The organism is Raineyella sp. W15-4 (assembly GCF_033170155.1).
In the GTDB taxonomy this organism is placed as follows: Bacteria; Actinomycetota; Actinomycetes; order Propionibacteriales; family Propionibacteriaceae; genus Raineyella.
In genome coordinates, this window is record NZ_CP137079.1 from 2,722,066 (window position 1) to 2,737,528 (window position 15,463).

At 69.2% G+C, this 15,463-nt stretch carries 13 protein-coding genes and 1 pseudogene; 4 read left to right on the forward strand and 10 right to left on the reverse strand.

Going from position 1 to position 15,463, the window contains the following annotated elements; translation table 11 throughout:
* Positions 1-188: 188 nt before the first annotated feature.
* Positions 189-1,313 carry an NADH:flavin oxidoreductase/NADH oxidase gene (locus R0145_RS12760; protein WP_317837244.1) on the forward strand — a complete coding sequence of 375 codons (1,125 nt, stop codon included), beginning with the start codon at positions 189-191 and terminating at the stop codon, positions 1,311-1,313.
* Positions 1,314-1,382: 69 nt separating this feature from the next.
* On the opposite strand, the gene R0145_RS12765 is transcribed toward R0145_RS12760, so the two are convergent.
* Genes R0145_RS12765 through R0145_RS12800 form a run of 8 tightly spaced genes read right to left on the reverse strand, consistent with a single transcriptional unit; the run spans position 1,383 to position 9,752 of the window.
* Complete coding sequence (locus tag R0145_RS12765) at positions 1,383-1,790, reverse strand: carboxymuconolactone decarboxylase family protein (RefSeq protein WP_317837245.1); 408 nt, start codon at positions 1,788-1,790, stop codon at positions 1,383-1,385.
* A 37-nt stretch (positions 1,791-1,827) separates the two neighbouring features.
* Positions 1,828-2,262, reverse strand: a complete 435-nt coding sequence (locus tag R0145_RS12770) for a MerR family transcriptional regulator (protein WP_317837246.1) — start codon at positions 2,260-2,262, stop codon at positions 1,828-1,830.
* 58 nt (positions 2,263-2,320) lie between these two features.
* Positions 2,321-3,085, reverse strand: a complete 765-nt coding sequence (locus R0145_RS12775; protein ID WP_317837247.1) for a TetR/AcrR family transcriptional regulator — start codon at positions 3,083-3,085, stop codon at positions 2,321-2,323.
* Between the two features lie 31 nt (positions 3,086-3,116).
* Positions 3,117-4,919 (reverse strand): ABC transporter ATP-binding protein, encoded by a 1,803-nt coding sequence (locus tag R0145_RS12780; RefSeq protein ID WP_317837248.1) that lies wholly within the window; start codon positions 4,917-4,919, stop codon positions 3,117-3,119.
* A 1-nt stretch (position 4,920) separates the two neighbouring features.
* Positions 4,921-6,825 (reverse strand): ABC transporter ATP-binding protein, encoded by a 1,905-nt coding sequence (locus R0145_RS12785; RefSeq protein WP_317837249.1) that lies wholly within the window; start codon positions 6,823-6,825, stop codon positions 4,921-4,923.
* Positions 6,815-8,293: an ABC transporter ATP-binding protein gene (locus tag R0145_RS12790; protein WP_317837250.1), complete on the reverse strand. Its 1,479-nt coding sequence runs from the start codon at positions 8,291-8,293 to the stop codon at positions 6,815-6,817. The genes R0145_RS12785 and R0145_RS12790 overlap by 11 nt, the downstream gene beginning before the upstream one ends.
* Positions 8,290-9,078: an energy-coupling factor transporter transmembrane component T gene (locus R0145_RS12795; RefSeq protein WP_317837251.1), complete on the reverse strand. Its 789-nt coding sequence runs from the start codon at positions 9,076-9,078 to the stop codon at positions 8,290-8,292. Before R0145_RS12795 ends, R0145_RS12790 begins: the two co-directional genes overlap by 4 nt.
* Positions 9,075-9,752 (reverse strand): MptD family putative ECF transporter S component, encoded by a 678-nt coding sequence (locus R0145_RS12800; protein WP_317837252.1) that lies wholly within the window; start codon positions 9,750-9,752, stop codon positions 9,075-9,077. The genes R0145_RS12795 and R0145_RS12800 overlap by 4 nt, the downstream gene beginning before the upstream one ends.
* Positions 9,753-10,590: 838 nt before the next feature.
* Here R0145_RS12800 and R0145_RS12805 point away from each other — a divergent pair.
* Positions 10,591-11,424, forward strand: a complete 834-nt coding sequence (locus R0145_RS12805; protein WP_317837253.1) for a siderophore-interacting protein — start codon at positions 10,591-10,593, stop codon at positions 11,422-11,424.
* 218 nt (positions 11,425-11,642) lie between these two features.
* Here R0145_RS12805 and R0145_RS12810 read toward each other — a convergent pair whose 3' ends face one another.
* Complete coding sequence (locus R0145_RS12810; RefSeq protein ID WP_317837254.1) at positions 11,643-12,683, reverse strand: zinc-dependent alcohol dehydrogenase family protein; 1,041 nt, start codon at positions 12,681-12,683, stop codon at positions 11,643-11,645.
* A gap of 20 nt (positions 12,684-12,703) precedes the next feature.
* Between R0145_RS12810 and R0145_RS12815 the strand changes: the two genes are divergently transcribed.
* Positions 12,704-13,057 carry a helix-turn-helix domain-containing protein gene (locus tag R0145_RS12815; protein ID WP_317837255.1) on the forward strand — a complete coding sequence of 118 codons (354 nt, stop codon included), beginning with the start codon at positions 12,704-12,706 and terminating at the stop codon, positions 13,055-13,057.
* 302 nt (positions 13,058-13,359) lie between these two features.
* Here the strand turns inward: R0145_RS12815 and R0145_RS12820 are convergent.
* A pseudogene (locus R0145_RS12820) lies at positions 13,360-14,028 on the reverse strand (IS3 family transposase); the annotation flags it as partial.
* Between the two features lie 56 nt (positions 14,029-14,084).
* Here R0145_RS12820 and R0145_RS12825 point away from each other — a divergent pair.
* Positions 14,085-15,437 (forward strand): IS256 family transposase, encoded by a 1,353-nt coding sequence (locus R0145_RS12825; protein WP_411742036.1) that lies wholly within the window; start codon positions 14,085-14,087, stop codon positions 15,435-15,437.
* Positions 15,438-15,463 lie beyond the last annotated feature (26 nt).

Sequence of the window (15,463 nt, forward strand, 5' to 3'; positions counted from 1 at the left end):
CTTTCGTCACGACCCCCTTCAGCACAGCGCCTCCGGCCCCCCGTCAACAACAACTTGCAGACGCGGGATATCTGCGTAGGCTGGCTATCGTCGCGAGCGGGTAGGGCGACGACGCCCTGATGTCCACGCCAACAGAACGAGAACGTAGAACGCCCATCACTCCAAGGAGGACGCCCACGGTGGCTACCATGCTCTTCTCTCCCCTCACGGTGCCGACCCCGGACGGCGCGGGGCTGACGCTCCGCAACCGCACCGTCGTGGCGCCGATGTGCCAGTATGTCGTCGACGCGGAGGACGGGGTCCCGATCGACTGGCACCTCCAGCATCTCGGTTCCTTCGCCGCCGGCGGCTTCGGGATAGTGGTGACGGAGGCCACCGGGGTCGAGGCTCGGGGACGCATCACGCCCCGCGACCTGGGGCTCTACACCGACGAGCAGGAGCGGGCCCACGCCCGCATCGTCACCTTCGTCCACTCCCAGGGGGCGGCCGCGGCGGTGCAGCTCGGCCACGCCGGCGGCAAGGCGTCGACCTATCCCTGGCTGCCCGGCCAGCCGGACGCCACCATGCCCGAGGCCGACGGCGGGTGGCGGACCGTCGGCATGACCGCCCGTCCGGTGATGCCCGGACTCGATGCCCCCCAGCCCCTCGACCAGAACGGGATCGGGGAGGTGACGCGCGCGTTCGCCACCGCGGCCCGGCGGGCGGACGCCGCCGGCTACGACGCCATCCAGCTGCACGGTGCCCACGGCTACCTGCTCCACCAGTCCCTCTCCCCCCTCACCAACACCCGCGAGGACGCCTACGGACGTGACGAGCGGGGTCGGACGCGGCTGGTGCGGGAGGTGGTCGACGCGGTGCGCGCGGTCTGGCCCGCACACAAGCCGCTCGGCATCCGGATCAGCGCCACCGACTGGGTGGACGGCGCCTGGGATGTCGAGGCCTCTGCCCGCCTGCTCCGCGAGCTGGTCACCGAGCACGGCGTCAGCTGGGTGGACGTGTCCTCCGGTGGACTCGGCGGCGGCGCCCGGATCCCGGTCGGATCCGGCTATCAGGTGCCGCTGGCGGCTCGGTTGACCGCGGCGTTGGCCGACACCGACGTCGTGATCAGCGTGGTCGGCCTGATCGAGGACGCCACCCAGGCGGAGACGATCCTCGCCACCGGGCAAGCCCACGCCGTGTCCATCGGCCGGGCCGCCCTGCGCAACCCGCACTGGGCGGCCGCGGCGGCCGCGCGTCTGGGGGTGCCTGCCGGGGACCTTCCCAGCGCTCCCCAGTTCTGGCGGGCGAACTGGCGCATCGCCGCGGACCGGTGAGCGCGGGACAGCCGAGCTGCCGCACTGCTCACCGCGAAGTCCCACCGCAGGGGCGCCGCACCGACGGCCTCAGGCCAACGGCAGCAGTCCTCGGGCGGCGAAGACCTTGCGCGCAACGGCGACCGCATTGAGTGCGCGCGGAAAGCCGCAGTAGACCGAAGCGTGCAGGAATGCCTCGATGATCTGGTGCGGCGTCAGCCCGACGTTCAGGGACGCGCCGATATGCACTTCCAGTTGCGGCTCGCAGCCCCCGAGCGCGGTGAGCATCCCCAGGGTGACGAGCTGTCGTTCACGGGGTTGCAGGTCGGGTCGGGCGTAGATGTCGCCGAAACCCCAGGCGACGATCTGGTGTCCCAGCTCGGGCGCGATGTCGGCCAGCGCGTCGATCACCTTCGCCCCGGCCTCGCCGTCGATGGCGTCCAGGACCTGCCTGCCCGCCGCGAATCGTTCGTCCCGCAGGGTGTCCGTCTCAGTCATCTGTGTCTCCGTTCCTTGTTATCGGTGTCGGTCATCGTTATCGGTGTCGGTCATCCGTGTCTCGGTCACCCGTGGCCGGATCCACCTCGGTATCGGCGAGCAGCTGCCGGTAGGTCTCGACCTTGGCCCGCAGCGCCCGTTCATGTTCGCGCAGCGTGGCGAGCTGCTCGCGCAGGCGTTCGTGGTGCGCGGCCAGGAGCTCCAGACGGGCGCGGAGCGATGCGTCGCCCTCGGCGCGTAGCTCCGCGTACTCACGCATCCGCGCTATCGGCATGCCCGTCTCCCGTAGCCTCAGCAGGAACCGGAGCCACTCCACGTCCCCGGGCTGGTACCGGCGGTGGTTGCCACCGTTGCGGGTCACCGGCCGGATCAGGCCGGCGCGTTCGTAGTAGCGCAGGGTGTGGCCCGAGACACCGGTCGCCGCTGCCATCTCCGCCACGCTGAGCCCTTCGGGGTCTCGCTGCTCGCTCACGGATCCACCGTAGGACTTCGAGTGCACTCGAAGTCCAGCGTCGATCTGCGCGGCGGGGCTACTCGACCGATCCCGGAGCGTCCACGGATCGGCCGCCGGCGCGGTCCTTCGCGACACTGCCGGCTGGGGACACGCGACCGAGCGGATCTGCCCCCTGGTCCACCGCGGTGCCCCGCGCCAGACCCCGCGCCAGACCAGCGATCACGAACTCCACCTTGCGGTCCAGCCAGGCCCGGCCGACCCAGGACTCGTCGGGCGGCAGGACCGCATCCGGGGTGACGTCGGCGAAGCGTTCCCGGGCCGCGTCCAGCCCCCGGCGACCATCCTTCCCGACCGTACGGAACGTGGACACACTGATGTGGGTCAGAATGGCCAGGTCACCGACGAAATCCAGCCCGAACAGGGCCTCATCCTCCGACAGTCCCTGCCCTACCAGAGCATCGATCAGGGCCCGCATCCCCCGCTGGACGTGCACGTGCGCCCCGGGCACCCGCAGCAGGGTGAGGTCGAGGCCCGGATACTCCTCGAACAGCTGCCAGCAGGCCTCGGCCCACGCCCGCAACTGATCGGCCCACGACAACTGTGAGTCTGGCCAGCGCAGCGACTCGGCCGCCCGGTCCAGACAGGACGACACGATGGCGTCGCGGGAGTCGAACAACCGGTAGATGGCGGCTGCGGTGACCCCGGCCCGGGCTGACACCTGTCGTACGGTGAACCGGTCGATCCCGATCTCCAGAGCTGCGCTGACCACGTCATCGGCGGAGAACGAGGGCTTCGGGCCGGTGCGCCGGCCGGCCCGGATCAGGTATTGCCGGTCGGCCACTCGAAGCCCTCTCCTCGCCGGTCGGTGCTCCTCAGACGAGCTGCCAGGCTGCTGCCCTGGACCGCTCCTCCCAGAAGCGCCGGTACTGTCCCTCCTGTTCTACCAGCTCGTCGTGAGTGCCGCGTTGCGCGACCCGTCCGTCCGGGCCCAGCACGATGATCTGGTCAGCACTGCGGATGGTGTCCAGCTTGTGGGCGATCACCAGCACCGTCGAGCGCGCCCGCAGCTCCTCCAGGGAGGCCACCACGTGGCTCTCGTTCTCCGGGTCCAGGGAGCTGGTCGCCTCGTCCAGCAGCACGATCGGCGCCTGCTTGAGCAGTGCCCGGGCGACCGACACCCGCTGACGTTCGCCGCCCGACAGGGCGCGGCCGCCCTCGCCGACCCGGGTCTGCCAGCCGTGCGGCAGCCGATCGACGATCTCGCCCACACCGGCCGCTTCAGCGGCCCTACGCACCTCGGCGTCGCCGGCCTGCGGGTTGCCGACCCGGATATTGGCCTCCAAGGTGTCGTCGAAGAGGTAGACGTCCTGGAACACCATGGACAGCTGCCGCATCAGGTCCTCGGTGGTCAGCTGGCGTACGTCGGTCCCGCCGACCCGCACCTCACCGGAGTCGACATCCCAGAATCGGGCGACCAACCGGGCGATGGTGGTCTTGCCACTGCCCGAGGGACCCACCAGCGCGCAGGTCGACCGGGCCGGCACCTGGATATCGATGCCCTGCAGGACCGGCACTGCGGGGTCGTAGCCGAAGCGTACGCCGATCAGCTCGATGGTGCCCGGGGTGGGCTGGGTGGCCGACTGCGGCGGTTCGGGCAGGGGCGCCACGTCGAGCACCGCGTCGACACCGTCCATCATGGCCCGGCGTTCCTCCAGCCCGAGCAGCTGACTCGACATCGCGTCAAGGCTCTGGGTGAAGCGCAGGCAGATGCCGATGAAGGCGATGGTCTGCAGCGGTCCGAGGGCGGCCCCCAGGGCGAGCCGGCCAGTGAGCACGGTCAGCGTTACCACCACGATCTGGGTCATCGCCCCGTGCAGCGCGTTGGCGAGGGCCCCCCACCACAGGTTGCGGGCACCCACCTGCCGGGATTCCTCGTTGGCCCGTTGCAGTTCGGGGTAGTCGGCTCCGCAGCCGCACGAGCGCAGGGCCCCCTGGCAGCGGGCGAACTCCACGATCCGGTCGGAGAGTTCCTCCTCGACCGGTTCCAGCAGCTGTCGGCCGTGATCCAGAATCCGGGTGGCCGCCACCAGCAGAACGGCATAGACCGGGACCGCGACGAGGAGGGCGGACCCAAGCCGCCAGTCCCAGATGAAGGCACCGGCGGTGAGGACCAGCACAGCGACGGCGTTCGTCACCACCGGGGCGAACATGTGGGCCAGGCTTTCTCCGAGCCGCAACATCTGGCTGCTCACCATCCGGGCGAGCGTCCCGGCGATCGACCCGCGGAACCATCCCAACGGCGCCCGGGCGACCTGCTCGCCCAGCAGACGCCCACAGGTGGTCATCAGATCCAGCGCCACCCGGTAGCCGACGATCGCCAGGACGTACTGCACCACGGCGGCCACCACGGCCAGTACCCCGACCACGATCAGCCAGCCGGGCAGCCGCAGTCCCCACCACGGCTCGCCACTCGCCAACGCCGAGGACGCCGGCATCAGGCTCACCAGGGCGGCCCCTTCGATCAGACCGGCAGCAGAGGAGAGCAGCACGGTCCGGGCCATCCCGGCCCGGCCGGCAGACGACAGCAGCCTGGTCATCCGGATCAGCAACGGGCTGCGGGATGGGTGGGCGGTGATCGTCCGGGCCGCGGCATCCGTCGCGATATCGGTAGTCATCTCAGTTCTCCGTGATCGGGTCGGCGGCGGACGTGTCGGCAGGCGTCGGGCCGGCAGGGGCATCGAGAGTGGCCGTCCCGGAGGTGGCTCGTTCCCACATCGCCCGGTAGTGCGGTTCGTCGGCGAGCTCGGTGTGGGTACCGTGGGCCACCACGCGGCCGCGGTCGAGTACGACGATCTGGTCAGCGCCGCGCACCGAGGCCGGCCGGTGGGCGATGACCAGGACCGTACGACCGACGACGAGCCGGTCGATGGCCTCCTGGATGAGCGCCTCGGACTCCGGATCGGTGAAGGCTGTCGCCTCATCGAGGATCAGCACCGGGGCGTCGGCGATCAGGGCCCGGGCGATCGCGACGCGCTGGGACTGTCCGCCCGACAGGGACATGTCCTCGCCGAGGACGGTGTCGTAGCCGTCCGGCAGCGCCACGATCTCGTCGTGGATCCGGGCAGCGCGTGCTGCCTCCTCGATCTCGGCATCGGTCGCCCCGGGCCGGGCCAGAGCGATATTGGCCCGGATCGAGGTACGCAGCAGCTGCGGGTCCTGCAGCACGAAGGCGACCCGTCGGTACAGCTCCTCGGTGGTGATCCGGCGCAGATCCACCCCGCCCAGCAGCACCCGGCCGCCGGCGGGGTCGTTGAAACGGGCCAGCAGGGTGGCGATCGTCGACTTGCCCGATCCGGACGGGCCGATCAGGGCGGTGACGGTGCCCTCGGCAAGCTCCAGGCTCACGTCGTCGGCCGCCACGGTGTCGCCGTAGCTGAAGCTGACGTGGTCGAACACGACGTCGTGCGAGGCCGGGGTCCGGGGGTGGGCCGGTTCGGCCAGCATCGGGGTGTCGAGGACAGCGACCAGCCGCAAAGCAGCCGCCCCGGCCAGTTGGTAGGCCCATGAGGTGTTGCCGAGCACCATCATGGTCGCCGGCAGTACCAGGGCGATCAGGGTGGTGGTCAGCACCTCAGCCGGGGTGACCCAACCGCCGGCGGCCAGCGCAGCACCACCGCCCAGGTTGACCAGCACCAGCACCGGCGGGGCGATCACCGCGGTGGCGATGGCCGAACTACGCAACAGCGGACCGACCCAGGCCAGGTAGAACTCGCCGAACTCCTGGTTGGCGCGCAAGTAGCGCCCATGTGCCTCCCCGACCCGGCCGAAGGCCTTGACCACGGTGATGCCGCTGACGAACTCGACCATCGTCGACGAGATCCGGGCCAGACGGACGTCCATCTCGGCGGTCTTGACGCCCATCCCGCGCATCGTCCAGGCATAGATCGCCACGTAGATCGGCAGGGTGCCGATGGCCAGCAGTCCCAACCGCCAGTCGACCACGAAGGCGTACGCCAACAGGGCGATCGGCATCACCACGGCCGCAGTCGATTCGACCGGCTGGTGGGCGACCAGCGTGTGCAACGTGGCGGTGTCGTCCTGCACCGCGCTGCGCACCCGGCCGGAGGTGGTGGCGCTGAACCACGACAGTGGCGCACGACCGAGCACGTCGAGAATGTCGTGCCGCAGCACCGCGCTGAGCTTCACATCAGCGAAGTGGGTGACCAGCAGGGCGACGTAGTACAGGGTGAGTCGGGCGACAAAGGTGCCGACCAGGACCATCAGGACGGCACTCACCCGGTCAGCGTCCGGCGGGCTCCCGGCGGCCCATGCGCGCAGCAGGACATCGCCCAGCTGGACCAGGGCGATGTAGGGGGCGATGGCCAGCACGGCCGACAGCCCCGCCAGGATCCGGCCGATCAGCAGGCGGGTGGCGATCGGCCGGGTGAGCCGGGCCAGGGCCCGGGCGCCCTCGCGGTGGCGGTCGGCGGCACCGGCAGCGGCCTCGTCAACCGGTGGCGCGGCGGGAGACGGATGATCGGATCGGCTCGGCGGAACGGTGGAGAGGGTATCAACGCCCATGGCGTACGTCCTTCCGTGGCAGGTGCGGCTCCGAGCGGTCCCCGGAGTCCAGTAGGGGCAGCGTGGTGATGGTGTCGGCGCAGGCGGCGATGAGTTCGGGGTCGTGGGTGATCACGATGACGACCACGCCGGTGCCGGCCAGGGTCTGCAGGTGGCCGGCGACGGCCTGCAGATGGCGGCGGTCCACGCCGGAGGTCGGCTCGTCGAAGATGTAGAAGCGACGCCGGCAGGCCATCGCCGAGGCCACCACCAGCCGCTGCTTCTGTCCACCCGACAGGGACAGCGGGTGACGGTCCGCCAGGTCCGCCAGGCCGAAGTCGGCCAGCAGGCCGTCCACGTCGACCTCGGCCGCCCCGGCGGGACGCATGCCGACGACGAGTTCCTTGGCCACGGTCTCGGCGAAGAGCTGGCGGTGCACGTCCTGCATCACCAGGTAGCCCTGCCGCAGCCGCTCCCGGGTCGAGACGGTCCGGCCGTCCAGCCGGATGGTGGCACCGCGCCCGGGCTCGACGAGCCCGCAGAGGATCCGGGCGAGGGTGGTCTTGCCCGCACCGTTGACACCGCGCAGGACGTTGACCACACCGGGGGCGAAGGCCATCTGCTCGATGTCGAGCACCGCCCGCCCGTGGAAGCCGTGGCGGAGGTTCTCGACCACCAGCCCGCCCTGTCCCGACTCGGCCGGACGGTCCGGTGGCGACACCGGCTTCCGGGTCGTCCGCAGTCCCATCGTGTCCAGCCGGTCCTCGGGCAGGGCGAAGAGCTCGGTGCCGGTGAAACGGTGACGACAGCGTCCGGCCGCCATCACCAGCACGTCGTCGACCAGACCGCGCAGGAAGTACAGCCGGTGCTCGGCGATCACCACGGCGTGTCCGGTGGCGCGCAGCCGGCCGATCAGCGCGGCCACGTCGGCGACGCCCTCCTGGTCCAGGTTGGCGGTCGGCTCATCGAACAGCACCAGCGGCGGCGCAGCGGTCAGGGCCGCGGCGCAGGCGGCCCGCTGCAGCTCCCCGCCCGACAGCGCCGAGACGGGTCGGTCGAGGAGGTGGCCGGCCCCCAGTTCGTCGGCGGTGGCGAGAATCCGGCGGTGGATGTCGGCCGGGTCATCGCCGCGGTTCTCCGAGGCGAAGGCCATCTCGGTGCAGACCCGGGTGGTGAAGAACTGGTGTCGGGGATGTTGGAAGACCGTTCCGCTGGTCGATCCGGCCCGCCAGGGTTCGGTCTCGGGGACCTCCAGGCCACCGACGCGTACGCTCCCCGACAGCACACCTTCGTGGAAGTGCGGGACCAGCCCGTTGAGCAATCGCAGAGCGGTCGTCTTGCCCGACCCGGACCCGCCGCACAGCAGCGTGGTGGTGCCCGGCTCGACACGCAGGGACAGGTCCTCCAACGACGCCGGGCCGGTGTCAGCATCGTCACCGACGGCGTACGCGAATCGAACGTCGGTCACCTCGGCAATCGGCGCGCTCATCGGAGTCCCCCGCCAAGAGTCCCCTCACCGAGCACCGCCCACGCGATGATGCCGGCCAGAGCAGCGGCAATCCCCACGTCAGCGAGGCCCCAGCGCAACGGGATGGCGCTGGTGGGTCGGGTCGGGGCGCCGAGCCCTCGGACGACCGCCGAGGCACTGAGATCGTCGGCAACACGGGAGGACGAGGCCAGGAACGGCACCAGCAGATACTCCGCGGAGCGCAGCGGATGGGTCAGCCAACCCCGCCATCCCGGGTCGATGCCGCGGACCTGCATCGCCTCCCTGATGGCGGTCAACTCGCCCCAGGCGATGGGGAAGAAGCGGAACAGCACGGTGATCGGCACCGCCAGCACCGACGGCACCCGCCACGCCGCCAGGGCGGCCCGCAGGTGGGCCGGCTGGGTCGACATCAGCACCGCCACAGCCATCCCGATGCTGACCATCATCCGAGTGCCCCAGTAGCCGACCACCGTGAGCAGGCCCGGCACCACGCCGGTCCACACCCGCGGCAGGGCCAGCCACAACCACGCCATCGCCGCGAACGCGACCAGCCAGCCGATGCCCGCCCGGGCCGGTAGCACGGCCGACAGGCAGGCGACGGTGACCGCGGCAAGCACAAACACCATCGTCTGGGGGACCCGCCCGTAGGCGAGGACATTGACGACCAGCAACGCCATCAGCTTCGTCCGCGGATCGATCCGCGGCGAACGGGTCATCAGCTGGGGCAACACGGTCCCGGTCCCACCGGCCGGCGCCCTGTTCCGGACCATCTGCCGCACCGTCATCGGGCGATTCCAGCCTTGGTGAAGTGCTTGGCGAGGAGCAGCTGCCCGATCCAGCCGCCGACCGCGCCGGCCGCGGCGGCGACGGCCAGGAAGCCGGTCACCACCGGCAGCGTGAACACTCGCATCCACTCGTCGGCGTACTCGGCCCCCATGCTGGCGGCGACGTACTCGTGGTAGGCGGTGGGATCGATGAACATCGGCAGCAGCGGACCGATGTACCACAGCGAGAAGGTCGCGTACGCGAGCACGGACAGCCACCGATTGCGGTGGTGACCGGCGCGCAACAGCAGGTCACCGATCAGACCCAGCCCGCCCGCAATCAGGATGGTGCCCCAGAAATGACCGGTGAGCACCATCAGGAAGCCCACCACCACACCCAGCAAGGTCATGGTGCCCATGCGACGGACGCGGGTCTGGAGCAGCACGACCACTGGGCCGTTGAGCAGGATGCCGACGAGAAACCCCACCAGGGAAGCGAGGGGGTTGATCAGTCCGAGCATGCCGGCGCCGAAGACGATGACGAAGTAGATCGCCGAGAACACCCCGATGTTGATCAGGTCCCGGGGGCGCAGACCGCCCCCGGTGCGGCGGGGCGGGACCGGACGGGGAGCTGCCGGCGCCGACCTGGGATGGCCGGCTTCCTGGGGGGACGACTCCGAGAGAGGTGCGGACATGGATTCTTCCTCCTGACGAGCACGGATGAGGCCATCTCCCGAGAACATGAAAAGTTAGGTTAGCCTTACCAAACACTAAACACTGTTCCGACAGATGTTGATGAAGGTAGCATCGGCCCGGCCGGCTGTGTAGAGAGGTGTGTCACACTGGTGGACTGCATCGGGGCAACCGCGCCCCCTTCCCACTGTCGCCGGCTCGATCCGTGTGACTGATGCCGGATCATGCCGGCCGGTCGATGACCGTAGTGGGACGGACGCGATCGCCCGTACGAGGGGATCAGGTGGACCGGAACTCATGAGTGCTCAGCACACGCAAGGGCGCGCGGAATGGGTGCCGACGCACGATGGGCGACGGCTCTACGCCATGGTCCTTCCCGTCTCCGACACAGACTCGGCGCGCCGGGACGGGGCACCGACCGTGGTGTTCGAAGCGGGTGCCGCGGCGTCCCGCTCCTCCTGGGCTGCCGTGCAGCCAGGGGTGGAACGATTCGCGCGAGCGATCGTCTACGACCGTTCGGGCGGTATCGACGGTGACGCCGGCATCGGAGGGGCGACACCGGCCGATTGGAGGATCGTGGCGGGTTGTGGGTGTGCGCGGTCGTGTGCGTGGAGCTTCGTCCCGCGAGGAGGTTGCCCTACAGAACGAGAACTGATTAGGTAAGGCTTACCTAACTTGATCAAGGGATAGGTGGATGCCGCTGCCGAGGCGGGTCCGCGGCACCCCGGCCCAGGCGGCCGCGGCCGAACTGGCCTGAGCGTGTCCGGGAGTACGTGGTCGCCGACCTCGGCACCTGCCCGCGACAGGCTCTGCCCCCGGACGTACTGAGAGGACACACCGATGCCGAGCACCAACATGCGGACCACACGGGTCAAGCCCGAGACCAGCCGCCTGCTCACCCTGCACGTGCTCCGCAGCGAGCAGATCAGCCCGCACTTCAGCCGCGTCACACTTGGGGGCGGTGACATCGCGGCCTTCGTGCCGCGCGGCTACGACCAGTGGTTCCGGCTCTTCCTTCCGGTCGCCGGCGGGAGCCTGGACCGCGTGCCGAACAAGCTGGATGTGGTCAGCTACCTGCGGTTCCTGACCGTCTCCAGAGCGGCCCGGCCGGTGTTACGCAGCTACAGCGTGCGGGCCTTCCGGCCCGACGGCCCGGAGGGACCCGAGCTGGACGTCGACTTCGTCCTGCACGGCTTCACGGACGGCGACTCGCCCGGGCCGGCCGCCACCTGGGCGCTGGCCTGCCTGCCCGGCGATGCGGTCGGGATCCTCGACGAGGGCACCGGGTTCCGGCTGCCCGGCGATGCCGGGCACCTGCGGATCGTCGCCGACGAGACCGGGCTGCCGGCGACCGCCAACATCCTCGCCTCGCTCCCCGACGGGATCACCGGGGATGTGGTCCTGGAAATCCCCGACGAGGCCGACCGCCAGGACCTGAGTGCCCCGGCGGGCGTCGAGGTCACCTGGCTGGCCCGCAACAACCACGACCAACCGCCGGGCCGGCTCGCGCTCGCCGCCGCCCTCGATCTGCCGGCACCACCGGAGCCGTCGAGGCCATGGTTCGGGTTCACGGTCGGTGAGCAGGCGCTCGCGTCGGGCGTACGCCGGCACTGGGTCTCCGGCGGCCAGCCCAAGGACCGGCTGATGTTCTGTGGTTACTGGCGGGCGGAGTGACCGATCGGTCGAGGCCGCGCGGCCGCCGCCCACAACTCATGATCTGAGGCCGCAGAGATCCATGGCAACGCGTTGCTCAGATTCGGCTTGCCGTATCGACGTTTGCGCCGTATCGACGTCTGCGCAGCGGGGCATGTCGTATTGCCGGTTTGCGATGACTCACAGCGCTGAAATTGGGCAGGATGCCTATCGCGCAGCCGGCAAAACCTCCCCGCACGTCACAGCTTCGGTGCGAGGATGATCTTGCCGTTCGCGCCGCTCTCGACGCGGCGATGCGCCTCCGCGGCGTCTTCGAGGGCGAAGACCTCGCCGACCACCGGCTTGATTGCTCCCAGTCGCACGCCGGCGCGCAGAAAGGCTCCCATGCGGGCCACCGTCACCGGATCGAGGGTGTGCTCGAAACTCGCGTAAGTGAAGATTCGCAGCCCGACACCCACCGGGAACGGCGTGGGGCGAGAGTCGAGGAAGCCGGCGACGACCAGGGTGGCACCGGGGCCGGCCGCCGTCACCAACTGCTGCTGACCGGGACCACGAACCAGGTCCAGGACGATCTCGGCTCCGCCACCGGTGACCTCACGGACACCCTCGGCAAGATCCACGCCCTCGGTCACGACGACGGCCGCCGCACCGGCCGCGACGAGCTCCTCCCGCTTGGCGTCCTCACGCGTGAGAGCGATCGGGATCGCCCCGATCTGGTTCGCGATCTGGATCGCGGACCGCCCGACGCTCCCGGAGGCGGCCGAAATCAACACGCGATCACCCGGGCGCATACCTGCCTTCTCGACCAGGGCGCCGTATGCCGTCGAGAAACCGACCCACGTCGCGGCGGCGGTGATCGCGTCCATGCCGTCCGGACGCGGGATCACGTGCTGCGCAGCCAGGACCGTGTAATCAGCGTAGGTTCCGGCGGCCGCCGCGTTCGGGACCGCGCTGACGAGCACCGACTGCCCAACCTCAAGGCTGGTCACTCCGCTGCCGACGGCATCAACCACGCCAGACGCCTCCACCCCGAGACGGGCGCGGGGCAACGGGACCGGCGCCGGTGAGCTCCCGGCGCGCATCATCAGGTCCAGGGGATTGACCGCAGTCGCCTCGATCCTGACCCGGACTTCGCCGGGGCCCGGCTCCGGGACCGCCTCGTCCGTCACGCGGAGCACTTCGGGTCCGCCGAACTCATCGAACACAACAACGCGCGGCATGACGTCTCCTTCTCCTCGCGGCCTGCCTGATAAAGACCACGTTAGGAAGCGCTGAGGCACCGAGAGGTACCTTCGCAGGTGTGCAGAACGTCGCCGGCCCGGCCTTCCTCTCGGACTGCCCCACCCGCCTGACGCAGGAAATCCTGGCAGACAAGTGGGCACCCTTGGTCATCTTCGGCCTCAGCAAGCAGCCCCGCCGTCACGGCGAACTCCTCAACCTGATCGGCGGCGTCTCCCGAAAGGTGCTGACCGAGACGCTGCGCCGCCTGCAGGGCTACGGACTGGTCGAGCGGCACGCAGACTCGGCCCGATCGATCGCCTACGACCTGACCGAACTGGGGCGGACCCTGATCGAGCCGATCGAGACGCTAACCGCCTGGGGCCGAGATCACAGCGCCGACGTGGCCGACTTTCAGGACGCCGCCAATATCTGAGGACTGCACGTAGCACGCCATAGGCTTTCGACCCCTCGGAAACTCGACGTCGACCCGACAGCGTGCGAGCTCAGCGCTCGTCGCGAGCGACCCACGCTGCGTGCGTCAAAGTCTCCATGTGGTATTGCTCGTCCGCGGCGCCTCAGACCTGACTTGGTTCAGGTGACCGTATTCCGCGTTGCGGCAGCCGTTTGGCTAGGGGCTTTGCTGGTGGGGGTGTGCACTAGGAAGTGTGGTCGGTAGCCTGTTTCGGTGGGGTCGTTCGTGCGGAAGGTTGAAGCGCCCCAGGTTCTCTGCCGCCCTCATACGGGTTGCGGCTCTCGGTTGAGGGTCGCGTAGTGGGCGGTCTCGAACTCCACAGGGCTGATCATGCCAAGGGACCCGTGTAGGCGTCTCTGGTTGTACCAGTCGACCCAGCCGGCGGTCGCGTACTCGACGTCCGCCAGGGTCTTGTAGGGCCCGTCGTGGAAGACGGTGGTGCGGATGCACTCGGCTTTGTAGAGGCCGTTGATGGTCTCCATCAGCGCGTTGTCATAGGCGTCGCCCACTGATCCGATCGAGGGATGGATGTCCTCGATTCCCAGATGCTCAGTCAACCTGATCGAGGTGTACTGGGACCCTGCGTCGGAGTGGTGGATCAGCTCCTTGGCAACGACCGGGTGGCCGTCGTGGTCACGCTGCCAGAGCGCCATCCGCAGTGGGATCATCACCAGGTCGGTCTCCTTCGAGGTCGAGGCGTGCCAGGCCACGATCCGTTGGGAGAACACGTCCACGATGAACGCAACGTAGACCCATGCCGGGGACCACGTCCTGACGTAGGTGAAGTCGGTCACCCAGACCCGGTTCGGCGCCGGCGCGGTGAAGTCACGGTTGAGCAGGTCACCGGCACGGATCCCGTCCTTGGCCGGGATCGTGGTCCGGACGCCCTTGTCGCGCCTGATCCCGGACAGGCCGAGGGTGCGCATGGCCCGAGGGTGTCAGATGGTTTGTGTGAGGGAGGGTGCCCTCGTCTGAAGGAGACGACACTATGACTATGGCTATTAGCCCGGAACGTGCTGAGCGGCGTCGGGCTCAGAAGGAGCTCGCTGACCAGTTGAAGGCGTCCGGGGCGATGGATGAGATCTTCGCCAAGATCGATGCTGGTGAGCCGTTGACCGGTGAGGGTGGCCTGTTGGGCAGCATGCTGAAGGCCACCTTGGAGCGGGGCTTGGAGGTCGAGCTGACCGACCACCTGGGCTACGAACGTGGGGACCCGGCGGCGGCGATGTTCGACAACTCCCGCAACGGCACCAGCTCCAAGACCGTGACGACCGAGGTCGGAGACATCGAGTTGGCCGTGCCGCGGGACCGGCAGGGCTCGTTCACCCCGATGCTGGTCGCGAAGGGCCAGCGCCGCCTGGACGGCATCGATGGGATGATCATCAGCTTGTACGCCGGCGGGATGACGATCCGTGACATCCAGCACCACCTGGCCTCGACGCTGGGTACCGAGTTGTCGCACGAGACGATCAGCAAGATCACCGATCAGATCGCCGAGGAAGTCCTGGCCTGGCAAACCCGGCCGCTGGAAGCGTTGTACCCGGTGATCTACCTCGACGCGATCGTGGTGAAGGTCCGCGACGGCGGGCACGTGCGGAACAAGGCCGCTCACATCGCGGTCGGCGTCGACCTCGATGGCGTCAAGCACGTCCTGGGGATCTGGGTCCAAACCACCGAAGGGGCGAAGTTCTGGGCGTCGGTGTGCGCCGAGCTCGCCAACCGCGGGGTGCGTGACGTGCTGATCGTGTGCTGCGACGGGCTGACCGGGTTCCCCGACGCGATCGCGGCAACCTGGCCGTACGCGACCGTGCAAACCTGCGTGGTGCACCTCATCCGCGCGTCGATGCGGTTCGTCGCCTACGGCGACCGCAAAGCCGTTGCCGCAGCGTTGAAGCCGATCTACACCGCCGCGAACGACGACGCCGCGCTGGAAGCCCTGGCCGCGTTCGAGGACAGCAGCCTGGGCCGTAAGTACCCGGCGACCGTGAAGACGTTCACCGACGCGTGGGAACGGTTCACACCGTTCCTGGCGTTCCCGCCCGAACTGCGCCGGGTCATCTACACCACGAACGCGATCGAGTCGCTGAACTACCAGCTCCGCAAGGTCACCAAGAACCGCGGACACTTCCCCAACGACGCCGCCGTGGTCAAGCTGCTCTGGCTGGCGATCTGCAACATCGAGGACAAACGCGCCCGCGACCGCGCCAAAGAGAAAGGCCTACCCGCCGGCAGGCGCAAAGCATCCGGCAGGCTCGTCGAAGGCCAGATCGTCACCAACTGGAAAGCCGCCCTCGGCCAACTCGCCATCGCCTACCCCGACCGCATCAACCCCTACCTGTAACCACCAATCGGAAACCGCCTTACACA

What these genes read in the sequence shown, in the direction of transcription:
- R0145_RS12760 (WP_317837244.1), top strand. Translation starts at nt 189, where the DNA reads ATGCTCTTCTCTCCCCTCACGGTGCCGACCCCGGACGGCGCGGGGCTG.
- R0145_RS12765 (WP_317837245.1), bottom strand. Translation starts at nt 1,790, where the DNA reads ATGACTGAGACGGACACCCTGCGGGACGAACGATTCGCGGCGGGCAGG.
- R0145_RS12780 (WP_317837248.1), bottom strand. Translation starts at nt 4,919, where the DNA reads ATGACTACCGATATCGCGACGGATGCCGCGGCCCGGACGATCACCGCC.
- R0145_RS12785 (WP_317837249.1), bottom strand. Translation starts at nt 6,825, where the DNA reads ATGGGCGTTGATACCCTCTCCACCGTTCCGCCGAGCCGATCCGATCAT.
- R0145_RS12790 (WP_317837250.1), bottom strand. Translation starts at nt 8,293, where the DNA reads ATGAGCGCGCCGATTGCCGAGGTGACCGACGTTCGATTCGCGTACGCC.
- R0145_RS12795 (WP_317837251.1), bottom strand. Translation starts at nt 9,078, where the DNA reads ATGACGGTGCGGCAGATGGTCCGGAACAGGGCGCCGGCCGGTGGGACC.
- R0145_RS12800 (WP_317837252.1), bottom strand. Translation starts at nt 9,752, where the DNA reads ATGTCCGCACCTCTCTCGGAGTCGTCCCCCCAGGAAGCCGGCCATCCC.
- R0145_RS12805 (WP_317837253.1), top strand. Translation starts at nt 10,591, where the DNA reads ATGCCGAGCACCAACATGCGGACCACACGGGTCAAGCCCGAGACCAGC.
- R0145_RS12825 (WP_411742036.1), top strand. Translation starts at nt 14,085, where the DNA reads ATGACTATGGCTATTAGCCCGGAACGTGCTGAGCGGCGTCGGGCTCAG.